Annotated in this window: 15 protein-coding genes; 14 read left to right on the top strand and 1 reads right to left on the bottom strand. The window is 69.1% G+C overall.

Annotated features, from left to right (window positions below):
- Positions 1-166: 166 nt before the first annotated feature.
- From LXN57_RS32045 to LXN57_RS48035, 9 genes are all read left to right on the top strand, one after another.
- Positions 167-1,009 carry a Mom family adenine methylcarbamoylation protein gene (locus LXN57_RS32045; protein WP_251801927.1) on the top strand — a complete coding sequence of 281 codons (843 nt, stop codon included), beginning with the start codon at positions 167-169 and terminating at the stop codon, positions 1,007-1,009.
- Positions 1,002-1,382, top strand: coding sequence for a hypothetical protein (locus tag LXN57_RS32040; protein WP_251801926.1), 381 nt, complete (start codon positions 1,002-1,004; stop codon positions 1,380-1,382). The genes LXN57_RS32045 and LXN57_RS32040 overlap by 8 nt, the downstream gene beginning before the upstream one ends.
- On the top strand, positions 1,375-2,361 hold the full coding sequence (locus LXN57_RS32035; protein WP_251801925.1) for a phosphoadenosine phosphosulfate reductase domain-containing protein: 987 nt from the start codon (positions 1,375-1,377) through the stop codon (positions 2,359-2,361). Before LXN57_RS32040 ends, LXN57_RS32035 begins: the two co-directional genes overlap by 8 nt.
- A 428-nt stretch (positions 2,362-2,789) precedes the next feature.
- The gene (locus LXN57_RS32030; protein ID WP_251801924.1) at positions 2,790-3,659 is read left to right on the top strand and encodes a hypothetical protein; all 870 of its coding nucleotides are present in this window, start codon (positions 2,790-2,792) and stop codon (positions 3,657-3,659) included.
- Positions 3,660-4,360: 701 nt separating this feature from the next.
- On the top strand, positions 4,361-5,014 hold the full coding sequence (locus LXN57_RS32025) for a GGDEF domain-containing protein (protein ID WP_251801923.1): 654 nt from the start codon (positions 4,361-4,363) through the stop codon (positions 5,012-5,014).
- 75 nt (positions 5,015-5,089) lie between these two features.
- Complete coding sequence (locus tag LXN57_RS32020) at positions 5,090-5,668, top strand: hypothetical protein (protein ID WP_251801922.1); 579 nt, start codon at positions 5,090-5,092, stop codon at positions 5,666-5,668.
- Positions 5,669-5,844: 176 nt separating this feature from the next.
- The gene (locus LXN57_RS32015; protein WP_251801921.1) at positions 5,845-6,207 is read left to right on the top strand and encodes a hypothetical protein; all 363 of its coding nucleotides are present in this window, start codon (positions 5,845-5,847) and stop codon (positions 6,205-6,207) included.
- 55 nt (positions 6,208-6,262) lie between these two features.
- Positions 6,263-6,847 carry a hypothetical protein gene (locus LXN57_RS32010; protein ID WP_251801920.1) on the top strand — a complete coding sequence of 195 codons (585 nt, stop codon included), beginning with the start codon at positions 6,263-6,265 and terminating at the stop codon, positions 6,845-6,847.
- 96 nt (positions 6,848-6,943) lie between these two features.
- Positions 6,944-7,075, top strand: a complete 132-nt coding sequence (locus tag LXN57_RS48035) for a hypothetical protein (protein ID WP_275410685.1) — start codon at positions 6,944-6,946, stop codon at positions 7,073-7,075.
- Here the strand turns inward: LXN57_RS48035 and LXN57_RS32005 are convergent.
- The gene (locus LXN57_RS32005; RefSeq protein ID WP_251801919.1) at positions 7,059-7,553 is read right to left on the bottom strand and encodes a hypothetical protein; all 495 of its coding nucleotides are present in this window, start codon (positions 7,551-7,553) and stop codon (positions 7,059-7,061) included. The two genes, LXN57_RS48035 and LXN57_RS32005, sit on opposite strands and share 17 nt — an antisense overlap.
- Before the next feature lie 211 nt (positions 7,554-7,764).
- Between LXN57_RS32005 and mobF the strand changes: the two genes are divergently transcribed.
- From mobF to LXN57_RS31980, 5 genes are all read left to right on the top strand, one after another.
- The gene (gene mobF / locus LXN57_RS32000) at positions 7,765-12,054 is read left to right on the top strand and encodes a MobF family relaxase (RefSeq protein ID WP_251801918.1); all 4,290 of its coding nucleotides are present in this window, start codon (positions 7,765-7,767) and stop codon (positions 12,052-12,054) included.
- 90 nt (positions 12,055-12,144) lie between these two features.
- A complete protein-coding gene (locus LXN57_RS31995) occupies positions 12,145-13,176 on the top strand; it encodes a hypothetical protein (protein ID WP_251801917.1) in 1,032 nt (343 codons plus the stop codon).
- 13 nt (positions 13,177-13,189) lie between these two features.
- Positions 13,190-13,486, top strand: a complete 297-nt coding sequence (locus LXN57_RS31990; protein ID WP_251801916.1) for a hypothetical protein — start codon at positions 13,190-13,192, stop codon at positions 13,484-13,486.
- Complete coding sequence (locus LXN57_RS31985) at positions 13,483-13,887, top strand: hypothetical protein (RefSeq protein ID WP_251801915.1); 405 nt, start codon at positions 13,483-13,485, stop codon at positions 13,885-13,887. The genes LXN57_RS31990 and LXN57_RS31985 overlap by 4 nt, the downstream gene beginning before the upstream one ends.
- Positions 13,884-15,575 carry a hypothetical protein gene (locus LXN57_RS31980; RefSeq protein WP_251801914.1) on the top strand — a complete coding sequence of 564 codons (1,692 nt, stop codon included), beginning with the start codon at positions 13,884-13,886 and terminating at the stop codon, positions 15,573-15,575. The genes LXN57_RS31985 and LXN57_RS31980 overlap by 4 nt, the downstream gene beginning before the upstream one ends.
- Positions 15,576-15,589: the final 14 nt, after the last annotated feature.

Below are 15,589 nucleotides of genomic sequence, written 5' to 3'. Positions count from 1 at the left end.
CGCAGGCAGTCCCGAGACGGGCCAACCTGGTGCTGCGGCGCCGGGATCCGGTTCGGGCGCATCGAGCGCCCGAACCGGAACAGCCCCGAAAACCCCGCACCACGACGACCCCGGCACCGCAGGGACAAGCCGTCCACGATCGAGATGAGGTTCCGAGGTGCTCGACATGGTCGCAGTCGAGACCGCGCTCTACGACTCCGGGTGGTGCCTTCGCACCACCGAGCGCGTCCCGTCCTGGCGGCACATCAGCGAGGGCGGCTTCAACAAGCGCCGCTACTCAGTGCTGTCGATCTCAGAAGAGGTCGCCAGGGCGTTCGTTCTGCTGCACCACTACTCCCGCTCGTACCCCGGCCGGCTGGCGTACGGAATGTTCGAGAAGCACCACCTGGTCGGTGTCGCCGTGCTCGGCGAGCCGATGCATCCGCGGGTCATCACCAAGCCGCTGCCGACGCTCACCAACCGCACCGGTGCAGAACTGTCCAGGGTGGTCCTGCTCAACGAAGTACCCGCCAACGCGGAGAGCTGGTTCGTGCGCCGCGTCCTTCGAGACGCGGCGACCCACGGCCTGCGCGGGGTGGTCGCGTTCTCCGACCCGATGCCCCGCCCGGCCGTCGGCATGCCCGGCCACGTCGGGGACTTCTACCGCGCCCTCGGGCTGAGCTACTGCGGACGTGCCACCGGGCGCACGCTGACGTTCCTGCCCGACGGCACAGTTTTCCCCGACCGCTCCGCCCAGAAAATTCGGGGCAGGGAACAGGGCGCCCTCGGACAGATCCGGCGGCTCGTCGCTCTCGGCGCGACCCCGCCACCCCCCGGCCTCGCAGATACCAGCTGGCTCCGAGATGCCCTCGAAGAGGTGGGCGTAAGGAAAGTCCGACACCTCGGCAACCACCGCTTCGTCGCCCGCCTCGGCGGCCGGGTCACCCGCCGCCGCACACCCCTCGGCTTACCCAGCGAGCCCTACCCCCTGACCGCCGACCCTGAACCCGAGGAACTACTCCATGTCTGAGAGCAACGAAGAGGCCCGGCTCCGCCGAGTGCTCGAACACATCCGGGCCCGAGCCGCCGAGCTGGGCGACATCGCCGGGGCGTACGGCTTCGAGGAACTCGCCAGGCGAGCACTCGCCGGCGAGGACCTCGCTCCGGAACCGCGCCTGATGAACCGGGCCGACCTGGAAACCAGCGTCACCGCGCAGCGACCGCCGTTCCTGCTCGTCAGCTTCCTGGTCACCCGCGACTCGGAACGGCAGCACCCGATGGACGTGTCAGTCGTGAAGCTCACCCTCAACGCCGACGGCGTGCCCGACGACGCCTCCTTGATGGACCTCACCAGCCGAGTCTCGCGCCACTGCGTGCTCAAGGCGGTAGAGCCCGATGCCTGATCCGGATGCTGTCCGGCATGAGGCCGAACGACAGCTGTCCCTGCTCGACCGGGACATCCCGAAGATCAACCTGTGGGACTACGGCGGCGGCATCATCAACGCATCGGCCGGCAAGGACTCACTCGCCATGATGCTCGACGTCTACCGCCTGGCACTCGAACAGAGCTACCCGCTCGACCGGCTAGTCGTGCAGTACAACGCGCTCGGCGACCGGGTGACCTGGCCCGGCACCGCCGACATAGGCCCGAACGCCGAGCCCCTGGTCCGGGCGTTCGGGGTCCGACCTGGCACCGGCCAGCTGGTGCAGGAGCACGCCGAGCGTCTCGGCCTGCGGCTGGTCATCACAAGCCGCAACCCGGTCAAGTACCCGAACGAGAAGGACCTGCCCGACCACATTGAGCGCCGCGGCCGGTTCCCGAACCACGGCAACCGCTTCTGCACTTCGGAACATAAGACCGGGCCGGGCGGGACGACCATCACCTCCGAGTACAAGCGCCTCGGTGACCTCGGCCGGCCACCGCGGCTGCTCTACATGCTCGGGTTCCGGGCCGCCGAGTCCGACGAGCGCGCCAAGCGGACGCCGTTCAACCTGAACCAGCGCAGCAACACCATGCGCCTGGTTGACGAGTGGTACCCGATCCACCACTGGTCCACCGAGCAGGTGTGGGCGGCAATCCGCGAATCGGGGCTGCCGCACCACTGGGCGTACGACGCCGGGATGCGAAGGCTGAGCTGCTCCTTCGGCGTACTGGCCGGATTCGACGACCTGGTCCTGGCCGCCGCCCTGCGTCCGGACGTCGCTGCCCAGTACCACACCCTCGAGAAATTCAATCTGGCCCGCGGGAAGGCTGCCACGGCCGCCGGCGTCAAACACGCCATGACAGGCCGCACCTTCCAAGACCGCCGCACGATGACTCAAATCATCGAGGCGGCACGGACCCACCCGATAGTCAAGAACCTCGGGCTGTGCGTGCCATGATGGCGCCCGCGCGAACGTATCGCCGCCGGCCGCACACCGTGAACCCACGGCACCAATGGACTCGCGGCCCGCCGCAAGAACCACGGCCATGCTCAAGGAAGGGTTTTACGTCGGCCGGCGTTCAGCCCCGAAGGGAGAAACATTCCCGAAGGAATTAACCGGCAAAGTTCACCGGCCGACTTAACATCACCACCATCGAAAGGGAACCCCGAAAGGACCCGGCCGCTGGCAGATTGTCACCGCCAATGCTACCCATCACGGACAGCATCGCTCAACACGGCCGGCGCTCCGCACACAAGCCTCCCCAAGACTGCGCAGAAGGGAAAGCCGCCGTGTCCACCACCGCACGGAGCGCGACGGACCGACGCGCCGTGGCCCGGACACCCGGCGCGGTGCACGCACGAGCCCGAATACGGCACTATCAGAGCATGCCCAGCCCTGTAGCCGACCCCCCGACCGTCGACCGCACCGGAGACCCCGACGAACTCGTCGGCGCAACCGAGGCCGCCCGCGTGCTCGGCTACAGCCGGCCGGAGAAACTACCGCCGACGCTGATCGACCGAGCCGACGTCCCGCGCGGGAAAGGCGCCACCCGCCAGTGGAGGCGGCAAACCCTGTGGGATTTCCACGACACCGTGCGCACCACCGGCACGACCAGCATCGGCGGACGCACCGCGCTCGACCGCGCCGGCATCATCGCCCACACCGGCGCTGCGGTCCCCACCGTCGCGAACTGGCTTGCCCACCGCGCCAACAACGGCTTCCCTAGCCCCGTCCACGATCGCTGGTACTACCAGGACGAGGTCGACGCCTGGCTCGCCGACCGGGCCGCGGCCAGCCGCGCCCAGCTCACCGAGGTCGACCGCAGCGGAGACCCCGACGAACTCGTCACGAAAACCCAGGCCGCGAAGATCCTCGGATACCAAGACGTCAGCCACCTCAACAACTCAACGGTGTGGCGCAACCTGCAACAGCTGCACGACCCCGCCGACGATCAACTTCTGCCCGCCGGCGGGGCGCGACAGTTCTTCCGTCGTCGGGCGGTCTGGGAGGCCGCCGACATGCGCCCGGCGCGCCGCGGCCGCCTTAAAGACGCCGAGCCCCGCACCGTCGACCGCGCCGGCGACGCCGATGAACTCGTCGGCGCTACCGAAGCCGCCCGAGTCCTCGGCTACCGTCACCCCTCCGGCCTCACCCCGGCCATCCTCGAGCGCGCCGACGTGCCGCTCACCGCGTCGACCACCCGTAAGTGGAAGCGCCGCACGCTCTGGGCCATCGCCGACGAGGCCGAGCTGTAAACGCAACGAGCTCGGTCAAAAGCAAAGCCGATCAAAATCATCCTTGCCCCGGTTCATCGGGGTACAGACCGCAGCTCCCGCGGCAGCCGGCCGGTCCCGGCGGCTCGCTAGCGCTCGCACCCACACCGGGACCAGCCTCCACCTGCATGCGTGGTCACCCACGCCAGTCAACAGCATGGCCCTGCTACCGGACGCGCCGCACGGCGCGTAGCCGGGCCGGCAGACCGGCCCGGGAAAACGGAAACGGCCTACGGCCGCCGACGCTTTCCCAACCCCAACCCCAACCCCCGCGTTCCGCCGGCACGGGCCCTGGAGGCTACCGACGTGCTCGCTCCGGTCAAGGCCGGCCACGACAATGACGAAAACATCACGGGAAAACCACCCATGATCTTTTCCCCATTCCCGCGTCCACCCTTGACCTCCACTGCGCGCGCCGAGGCGAACAAGTTCGCCCGCGCCGCCGAAAAACGGGGGTAACCCCGCGCGAGCACGCCTGCGACTCCGCGACAATGCGCGGCTCTCGCAACACGACAAAACCCGCGCACACCCACGGAATCGGCAAGCACGCGAGCGCTCCGCGCTCTCAGAAGCAATTCCGGGAATAGACACATGAGAGTTTGCAGTGTATATTTATATGTGTCGGGGAGGTTGGGCAAAGGCCAACCCGGCACACATCACCACCACTACCGAAAGGACCCGCAGTGGCCTTCACCGCCCTGCTCGTGCTCGCAGTCGCCCTCCAGGCCATCACCCTCGGTGGCGGACACCTAGTGTTCGTCCGTCTGCGCTACACGATCGCCGCCCTGCTCTACCGGGCCACCACAGACAACCTCACCGGCGTGCCCAACCGCGAGGAAGCAGAGAAGCACCTCACGGCCCGACTTGCCAACGGCACCGCGCTCGGCGTGGCCTTCGTCGACATCGACGACTTCAAAGCCATCAACGACACCTACAGCCACCACGCCGGAGACGCAGCCCTGCGCTACGTCGCCGCCCGCCTCAACGAAGCCGCAAACCCGTACATGGTCGCGCGCTACTCCGGCGACGAATTCCTCATCATCCTCGACGACGGAGGACTCTACGTCGCCGAGGTCATCGCCCAAACAGTGCTGCGCCGCATCGAGGAAAACCCGTTCGTCTACTTCGGCAAGCCGATCCCCATCAAGGTCAGCATCGGAGTAGCCGTCGCCGACGACACCAACAACCCCGATGAACTCCTCCGCCGCGCCGACCACGCCATGTACCAGGCCAAGCGCAACAACGACATGAACCCCGTCACCTGGATGCCCGGCATGACTATGCCGGAACCCACCACCGAGACCCGCCGCACCTTCCGCGACGCCCCGACGCGCTGAACCCCCGCGCCCGCCCCTCCCGGGGCGGGCGCACCACCCTTCCAGCGCCGCCCGATCGCCGAAGGAGAGCCGCCCATGACCACCACCCTGACCGTTGAACGGGGCTTCCCCGCACGCACCGGCTACGCCGTCAAACTCCTCCACGAAGCCATCCACGACGTACATCGCGCCGTCAACACCCTCGACCTCTGCGCCGACGCCCCGCACTGGCCCAGCACGCACCAGCTGAGCACGTGGGACGTGCCCCGATGGGTCGAGATCGTCCACCAGTTCCGCAGCCACGCCGAAGACGCGTGCGCGTGCAACCCGAACGACCGACGCCAGGCCGCCGACCTCACCGAACAATGGCTGCACCTGTGGACCCAGGCCCTGCGCCACATCGAGCGACCCGACTGCCATGACAAGTACGCCGTGCTACGCGCCCTGTACGTCGTGCGTGACTTCGCCGACCACCTCGAGAACGCCGAAGCGTTCCCGATCCTCGCCTACGACCCGCTCGCCACCGCCGAGATCAGTAGCGACGATCTCCCGATCTGGCACCAGGTCGAGCACGATAACCAGCCCGACAACCTCGCACCGGCCGATGACACCCACGACAGCGACCGCGCCGAGCAGGTACCAGCCCACCACGGTCACGGCGACCCGCCGTTCTGAACCCGAACGGCCGCCCGGTGATCCCCGGGCGGCCGCCCCGGCTGCAGCTGCGCCGACCGCGTCTCGGGCGCATCGAGCACCCGATCCACGGACCGCCCCGGTCACCCGACGCGTGACACCACCGCCGGCCGCGCCACTCGCTTACCCCAGAACAAAGACCTTCACGGAGCCACACCATGAGCCACCACGAACTCACCCCGAAATCCCGCTACGCCGAATACCGGATCGCCGTCGGTTGGGACCGCCCACTCGGGAGCTATTTCGCCCAGGTCATCAACCACAACCCCGAACCCGCCGCCCAATCAGCGTCGCGCGCGATCGGCGCCGTTCTGTGCCGCCTCGCGCCGATCCTGCACCTGCCTGACCGCTGGCGCCCGGCCGAACCGGTGTTCATCTGGCTCGGCGCCGATCGTGTCGCGATCCTCGACCCCGCCGAGGTGGTCGACGCCGTCGCACCGTATGCGGTCATCCCGCCTGTCCTAGCAAATGTCCTCGCCCTCGATCGACGGCGTGAAGGAAGTCGCCACTACCGCCGATGACCATCACCAATGACGTCGGGGTGCCCGCACGGGCACCCCCACGGGAAGGCTTGTCATGACCACAACAGTCCGAACCATCACGACGGCGACCACGCTCGACCACGTCACCGTCTGTCGGCAACTCCCCATCCCCGGCCGCCGCCCGATCGGCCTCCGCGAGCGCACATCCGCCGACGGCACCGTCACCTACCGGTTCACCGGACCCCGCGCGATCGGGGCACTCACCATCACGCCCACCTACGCCGACGACCTCGAGGCCGTCCCCACCCGCATCCGCCTTCGACTCGGCATACACGGGCCGGCCACCGACTACCGCAGCGAAACCCACGACGAACTACCCACCATCAACACCGTCACCCTCCACGGCGAAATACCCGCCCTCGACCCGGGCGAATACCTCACCCGCGCCCGCCCCGGACTGCACTTCGCGCGCACCGGCCGACGCGAAGTCTCGGACCGGACGAACGACTACTTCTGCCGAATCCTCACCGCCATCATCGGCAGCTACGTCGCCCGCCCGCAGACCGAACACGAACGACGCACCACCGCCATCCGGCACGCCGCCGCCGCCTACACAATCTCAACCACCGGCACATCCAGCCTGCCCGCAACGCGCTCAACCAGATGCGCGCCCAGCTAGCCGCACTCGACGATGCCGCCACCCACCTACGCCACCTCGCCGACGAGGCCGCCTAACCGCCGATACTGAACCCACCCCGGACAAGCAGGAGACGCAATGCCACTGATCAACAACGACCCCGCCGGCCGCCGCACCGTTCGAGCCGGCCACATCATCGCCGCAATCGGCCTAACCGTCGCCCTCATCGCCGTGGCGTTGCTCCTGTTCGCCCTCATCTTCCTTCGCTGAACGTCGCCACTTCGCCTACCACCGAAGCGGCAGGATCACCCGAACCACCCGAGTTTCTCGCGGCCCCAGCGGCCGGCGCCGACCCGGCAGAAGCCGTGCCGCCGCCGGACCGGCCACTCCCACGCGGACGCCCCCGACGCCGGACCACGGGAGCACCGTCGCTCAACTCGCTCACCCGCGCGTTGACCTCTTCCGCCGGCGCCCGCTGCTGACCCAACCGCACGCGCGCAGGTGTCTCCTGCATCAGCACCGCGGCGGCATCGGGAGCCATCAGCGACGCCAGCACCGCCAACGCCACATCCGCGCCCCGCTCCGCATCGGCCACCATCTCATCCAGCCGCGCCAGCTCCGCCGCGCGCCGCTCCTGCGCCCGGCGTACCACCGCCCCCGCATCCGTCGCCGCCTTCAGCGCGGCACGCTCCGCCGCGTGCCGCCGCTCCAACGCCTCAATAGCACTGTTCGTCGCCTTACTAGCCATACCTCGACGCTACCTATTTCACAGGCTCGCCCTCTACACCTAGCAATCGTTGAATGTTAGTTGTAAATGGTCGCCTAATCGTTCAACATTGCTCACACCATCTCTGATCAGCACAGATATCAGGTCACTCCCTAACCCCTTCTCAGAGCGAGCACACCCCTTGGCATTCCAATGTCGAAAAGGGGCCGGGCAGGCGCCTACGCTCGGCGGCATGCTCACGGTCACGCGCATCTCGCCTGGGGCTGGGATCGCGTATCTGACCCAGCAGGTCGCAACCGGCCGGCACGACTTCCGCCCTGCTGGACCCAGGTCTGCCGTCGCCTACCACGCTGATCCCGCTGCCCATGGCGAGGCGCCGGGGTGGTGGGCCGGCGACAGCCGAGCGCTGTTCGGCGTCGAGGAGCAGGTCACCGAGAAGCAGATGCTCAATCTGATCGGTGAGGGCCGGCATCCCGTTTCCCGGGTCCAGCTCGGCCGGTTGTGGCGGCATTTTACGGCGATGAACGACGAGGACCGCAAGGCCGCGGTGGAAAGGCAATGGGCAGGGCTTCCCGCTGACGCCACCTATGAGCAGATCGCGCAGTCGTGGCTGCGTGTCTGGACGGCGCCGGAACGGCACCCGGTCGCCGGTTTCGACGTCACCGTCTCACCTGTGAAAAGCGTGTCGTTGTTGTGGGCATTCGGCGACGACAAGGTCAAGCACGAGGTGATGGCCGCCCACCACGACGGTGTCCGCGCCGCCCTGCAGCACCTACGGGAGCACGGCGCGTTCACCAGGTTGGGCACGAACGGCATCGTGCAGGTCGACACCGACGGTCTCGCCGCGATGGTCTTCGACCACCGCATGAGCCGCGAAAAGGACCCGCACCTGCACTCGCACATCATCGTCAGCTCCAAGGTCCGCATTACCCGCGAAGGCCGCGAAGACTGGCTCGCGCTCGATTCCAAAGCCTTCTACCAAGCCACGGTCAGCGCCCGCGTCGCCTATGAACGCGCCGTCGAACACCAGCTCGGCCGTCGCCTCGGTGTACGGTTCGCCGCCCGCGACGGATCGTCGATCCGGGAGATCGTCGGCTTCGACCCCCGCGCGCTCATGCACTACGCCAAGCGGCGCGCGGCGATCCAGACCGAGATGGACAACCGCACCAGCGACCCGGCGAGCCGTCGGGAATGGATCCCCGTCGGCCGGTGGCGCCGCTCGGCGCAGGACGCCACCCTGCGCACCCGCCGCCCCAAGGACGGACCAGAATCCACCACCGAGGCCGTCGCCCGCTGGCGACGTGAGGACCGGCAGGCTGGACTCGACACCGCCACCGCCGTCCGCCAGATCGTCACCGGCCGGTTCGTCGACCACGTCGACCGGCAGGCACAGCAGCTCATCCACCGCGCGCAGCAGCACCGCGCCGGACAGCCGGTCCGCGTCGACGACCTCCACACCGCCGCCATCCAGGCCGGGCTCGACACCGAGCAGCAACGCCACCCGGCCGTGGCCGCCGCGATACGGCGCCTGCCGCACCTGGCCGTCGAACGCGCCGTCGACGAGGTCAGCGCCGACCGTGCCGTGTTCACCGTCGACCACCTCGAGCTCGCCATCGGCCGGCATCTGCACGTCGATCCCGCCACGGACCGCCGCACCGATTGGCGGCGCGTGCAACGCCTCGCCGCCCACGCCGTACGTACCCGAGCCGGTGGGCTGCGGGTCCTGACCCCGCCAGCGCTGGTCGAGTGGGGCGACACGCTGGTGCGCGGCAGCGACCGGCACAGCATCTACAGCCGGCACCGCGACTTGAAACTGTCCACCGAACCTGTGCTGGCTGCGGAGAAGGAACTCATCGCCTACGCCACCGGACGCGGTGCCACCCTGGCGCCGGCACCGGTGCTGGACCAGGTCGCCGACCGGCTGCATCTGTCCGCCGAGAAACGTGCAGCGCTGCACTTCGCCGTCGGCGACACCCGACAGGTCACCGGGATCGTCGGACCGGCCGGCACCGGAAAGACCTACCTCCAACGCGCTGTCGGCATCGCCGCCCGCCACGCCGGCGTACCCGTGCTCGGACTGACGGTCGGGCAGAACGCGGCGTTCGTTCTCGGCGACGCCACCCGCGACGGCGACCAGCCCGGCATCCGCACGGAGAACATCGCCATGTGGTTGCACGCCCAGTCCCGCCCGCCGCAGGACACCAGCCCTGCCGACTGGGCCTTCCAGCCGGGTCAGTGGGTGATCGTCGACGAGGCTTCTCAAGCGTCCACGCACGACCTCGTCCGGCTCAGTCAACTCCTGGCACCCGTCGGCGGGAAACTCATCCTCGTCGGCGACCCCGAGCAGATCTCCGCCATCGGACCCGGCGGAATGTTCCGGTATCTCGCCTCCCTCGGCACGACCACCGAACTCCGCGAGGTACGCCGGTTCACCGACCAATGGGAGGGACCGGCGTCACTGCGGCTGCGCGACGGGGACACCACCGTCCTGGCCGAGTACGACCGTCGCGGCCGGATCCTGGCCGGGCACCGCACCGAACTCGTCGGTCTGGTCCTCGACGGCTGGGCCGCCGACGTGCTCCAAGGCCGGACCAGCCTGATCCTCGTCGAAACCGAACGCGAGACCGCCGACATCGCCGTCCAAGCCCGCCGGCTGCTCGTGCGCGCCGGGCTCGTACAGGCCGGCCCCACCGTGCAACTGCGCGACGGCACCCGGGCCGGCGTCGGTGACCTGGTCGTCACCCGCCGCAACAACCGGATGCTGTTCGCCGGCGACGCGTTCGTCGCGAACCGCACCCAATGGCGAGTCGTTCAGCTCGGCCCGGACGGCGAACTGCTCGTCGAGGACACCACCAACGAGACCCGCACCGCCCTGCCCGCCGCGTACGTCGCTGAACATGTCCAGCTCGCCTACGCCGCCACCGTCGACTCCGCGCAGGGCCGCACCGTCGACGTCGCCCGCGCCGTCATCGACCAAGCCACCAGCCGGGCCCGGCTCTACGTCATGGCCACCCGCGGCCGGCTGCACAACATCCTCGCCGTCGTCACCGCCGACGAACCCCTCGAAGCGCACCCACCTGCACCCCCTACCGCCGGCGTCACCGTGCTCGCCGGCATCCTGCGCGCCGACGGCACCGACCGGTCCGCCACCGAAACCGAACAGACCCTGTGGGCCGACGCCGACACCCTGCGCCACTGGGCACCGATCTACGACGACCTCACCGCGCGTGCCGCCGCACACCGGTACGTCGCCGTCATCCGCGCCGTTGCCGGGCCGGCGGTCGCCGCCAGCCTCGCTACCGATCCCGCCCTGCCCGCCCTCGCCGCCCGCCTCGAAAGCCTCGCCGCGGCCGGATACGAGCCCGAACAGGTTCTGGCCGCGGCCGCCTCCGCGCGGGAACTGCACTCCGCCCGCGATACCGCCACGGTGCTCGCCTGGCGCATCGACCAGGCCTACACCGACCTGCAGCCCGACCCGAGCGTCGCGCTCGCCCCCGCCCAAGCCGGCACCTACACCCAACGCGCACCCACCGTCGACGGCGACATCGGCGACGCCCTGCGCCAAGTCGCCGCGATCTGCGACACCCGCATCGACGCCCTCGCCCACCAAGCCGCCGACCACCAACCGGCCTGGACCACCGCGCTCGGCCCACTGCCCGACGACGAACCCGGACGCCGGCAGTGGACCGGCCGCGCCGCTGTCATCGCCGCATACCGCGACCGCTACCAGGTCACCGGCGACGACCCGATCGGCGCCGAACCCTCAACCCGCGACGTCAGCCGGTGGGGGGCCTGGCAACGCGCGCAAACCGTCCTCGGCATCGCCACCCTCGCCGGGCACATCCACGCCGCCACCGACAGCCAGCTGCGCACGCTCATCACGGCCCAACGCGAAGCCGACCAGCAGGCACCCGACTACGTAGCCGGACGCCTGCGCGTGGCCCACACCCAGCTCGTCGCCGCAGAACACCACCTCCGCGACGCCCGCGTCGACCTGGCCACCGCCCAAACCACGGCCAACAGCGCGACCCAGCACGCGGCAGCGGTCGTGCCGCGTTGGTGGCAGGCCGGCCCGCTCCGCACGCAGGCCGCTCTACGCTGGCAGCGCGCCGCCACTGACGCCCTGCGCGCCACGGCAACGGTTGACGAACTCCGGGATCGCTTCAATGACGCCCGCGGCCGTGTCGTCGCCGCCCGCCACAGCGTCCACGACCTCGAAGACCAGCACGCTGTCTGGGCCGCCTGGTATGCCGAGGCCCTGCCTACCCGCTATGCCGGTCTGGCCGCAGCAGGCGAAGCTACTCGCCGCGCCCAGCAACTGGCCGGCAGTACCGCCGACCTTGCCGCCGCCGTCCGCGAAACCACCGCCAAAGTCCGCGCCGTCGACGGCACCCGGCCCCAACCCCATACCCAGCCGGTCCCGGACCACCTCGCGCACCACGCCCAAACGGCGCAGCACCGGGTCCTCGACGACACCGAACCCGAGCGCGAACCAGTGATGCCGGACGCCGACCATGCCTGATCCCGGCCACTTCATCACGTGGACACGGCCATCGGGCCGAATCTGCCGGCAACTCGATCCCGCCGGGATAGCGCCCGGTTGGAGCAGGCCGTGACCGCGCATCCGGTCGCGTTCGTCGACGAGGCATACATCCGGCTCCCCGCTCACCCCGGCGCCTACCTGTTCGCCGCCGTACTCGTCGACCCGCAGGATCTCACCACCGTGATCGACGCCGCCCGGCACGCCGCCCGCCCACATCCCGAATTTCACGCCAGCGACCTCTACCGCCGCGGCCACATCCAACCGATCGAGGACATGCTCGACACCACCGAAGCCCACGCCGGCTGGACCCTCACGGTCGCCCACATCCCCCTCGGCAAGCACCTGGAGACAGCCCGCCAGACAGCGCTCACCCAACTGCTGCAACGGCTCAACGAGCAGAAAGTCCGCGACGTCGTCCTCGACACCCGCGCCAGCCCGCGCGAACAACTCGACACCCAGCTCCAAGGTCGCAAGGCCAACCCCAGCGACCTACCCGACCTCACCACCTACCGGCAACTCGTCCGCGGCCGGCAGATCAACGCGCGGATGCGTCTGCAACACGTAGACGACCGCCATCAGCCGGCGCTGTGGCTGGCCGACGTCACCGCCTGGGCGTTCCAACGCATGCTGGTCTTCGACGAGCCGCAATGGTGGAGCCGGGTCGCGGACGTCGCCACTATCCACGACGCCGCGACCGGCAGAGAACTCCAACTCCCGGACAGCAGGACCGCTCTACCCACAGGCGAACGCGACCCCCGAAGCCTGGGCCCAAGTGCCCACAACCCGTTGCCGGCCCCCGCATTCTATACGCTCAACGGGGGCACGACGAACCGCGCGCAAGGCCCGGGATACCACTACACCGACCTGCACGCACAAGCGCGCCAAGCGCCCGCAACGGCCTCCGCCTCGCCGATCGCCAGCAGCATGCGCGCCCTCGCCGCGAGTATCGAATCGCTCGCCGCCGCGATCGACAGGACCGCCACCGAGCAGCCAACAGCACTCGGCGGCCGCGCACCTCGCGCAGAACGGCAGAGCCCGCACCCCGGCGAGGACCCCACCTCCGATCTCGAATCCGGGATTGCCGAACCGGACATCCCATAGGCGGCGACCGGCCATGATCCAGATCATCCATCAGCTGCCGGGCCGATCGACCCGTGTTGCGACGGGCCGGAGACCGACCGAGGCGACCGGAACCGCCCTCTATTTCGCTGCCGAGGAGCTACGCATGAATCTCACCCACAGCGGTACACCGGATGCGTTGCAGCCTGCCAAGTGGCAGGGCCGGATCGGGAATCGCGATGTCCGAACAACAACTCGCACGGCCCGCACCGCCCGCCGTCCACAGAGTTATCCACAGGCCCGAAAGGTGGCACACGACCGCCCGGCCGCGGCCGTCAAGGTGTCGTCATGACCGCCATAACGATCCTGCAAGAGCTGATCGACACCATCACCGATAACGGCGATGACGACGCCGTTTACGCGGCAACGGTGGCCGCCGCCCGCATCGCATCACATGCCGCTGCCGCCGAACCCGACGACTTCACCGCCCAGCGATGGGACTTCGCCAGCCTCTCCCTCGAGCACGCTGCGGCCGCCCTGCGACATCCCGGCACCATCGAGGCAGCCGTCCACCTCGACCCGATCACCGCGGAAGACCTGCCGGAGATCACCACGTTGCTGCATACCCTCCTCACAGCGCTGCTCGAATCCTGCGGCAGCCCTGCCGTTCCTGCCGCAGTGTCCGGCCGCCGGGGTGAGGCCCCCAACATCGCCGTGGCCGGCTTGCGCCAGGCCGCCGGGGAACTTCCATGAACGCCGGCGTCACCTACGGCAGCGAACTGTCCGCCGCCCACGAAGCCCTCAACCAGCTGATCGCCCACGGCCTGGCCGACAGGGCTACCACCGCCCGGCACAGTGCGCAGCTGGCGCTCGGCCAGCTGTACCGCGTCCTGTACCGCCATGCCGCACTGATCACGGGCAACGGGCGAAGCCCCTTGCCGGGCGCGCTCGCCGCGGCCGCACGGTACTCAGCCGACCCGCCGACCGGAGGTCAGATGGCGGAATTCTCCAATGCGCCGCCGCAACTCATCCGGGCGTTCGATCATCTCACCGTCGCCGCCGACATCCTGTTCAGCCAGATCGGCCCGGACGGCGGCGCCCGAAGCCCAGCAGGCATTGCCCTGCTCGCCGGCGTCGAGCGCAACGCCCACCTCGCGTCACTAGCGCACATTGCCGCAGCGACCGCCACCATCCACGACCAGCACCGCGTCGACGACGCACTCCAGGCGACCGCCGCAGTGTTCGAGGACCCCGTCCGCAGGCTCGACACCATCGCGCGAACGGCCGCTCAGCCGGACTTGAACAGCGGCACCTGGCTCGCCGCCATCCGGCCGATCGTCGACGTCAGCGGCGACAGCTGGCCCGCCGTGGACAACCACACCGGCTTTCGCGAAGCCCTCGACGCCGCCCGTACCTGGCTGGCACAGCACTACGCCCTCGACCTGTCCGGACAGACCATTCGGCAACTCGTTGGTGTCGGACTCGCCCTGATCCAAGAACTCGGTCACATCGGACTGCGCTACCACGAAGGACTCACCAGCGATCTACGCGCACGCCACATTACCCAAATCTGGCGCAGCGCATACCACGCCACCGACAACATCATCAGCCTCCACCCGGCCGACAATGCCGCCGGGCCGACAGCACTGCTCAACGCTGAGCGCTGGCTCCGCCAACAGCTCCGCACACCCAACAGCTGGCGACCCGACGCACTCCCCGACCTCAACACCGGAAGCGGTCAGCAATGGCTCGACACCGCCCGCGCGCTCGCGCGCGCCCTGCCCGACATCGCGACCATGCTGCACCACGGCGCCCGCTTCAGCGCGAGCCACGATCGCCTCTACGCCCTCGACGCTGTCTACAACGGGAGCCAGCTGATCCGGCAACCTGCGTGGATCTGCGCTGACCCGCGCACGCCCGCCATCGCTCGACTTGTCACTGGACTGGACGGCCTCCGGAGCTCAGCCACTCTCTTTTGCCATCTGCTCGATGTCATCCCGCACACCGGGCTGCACGAAGCCGCCCGCGCCAACCGCCAGCTCGCCGCCGAACCGTCAACACACGACCGGCCAAGCGATACCGGACCGACCAGCCGGCTCACGCGATGGCCCGGAATTGCTGACATCTCATCGGTCCCGCTCCTACCGCCAGCCACCGCGACCCTGCACACCCGCGTACGACGTGCAGACGTCCGGGGAGGTGAGACCACCAGAATCCCCATCACCCTCGCCCGCGGGCTCGTCGCCGAGGTCGAGCGGCTGCAAGACGAGGTTTACCGACTCGCAGCACGAATCAACGATCCCGAGTCCCAGACCGCGACGGGGCAAAGAGTCCCCGATCAGCTGGCGAGCGATCAGCAGCAGGAACCGGTCGTTGGGCTCGAGCCCGACGCCACAAGGTCCGCCCGCAGCGAGCTAAGCACCGATCCAAGCATGGAGTGACACCGAGGTCTCTC

It is taken from the genome of Paractinoplanes hotanensis, assembly GCF_023717965.1.
GTDB classification, from domain to species: Bacteria; Actinomycetota; Actinomycetes; order Mycobacteriales; family Micromonosporaceae; genus Actinoplanes; species Actinoplanes polyasparticus.
Note: the sequence above shows the minus strand (reverse complement) of the source record. Positions and strands in the feature narration are given on the sequence as shown.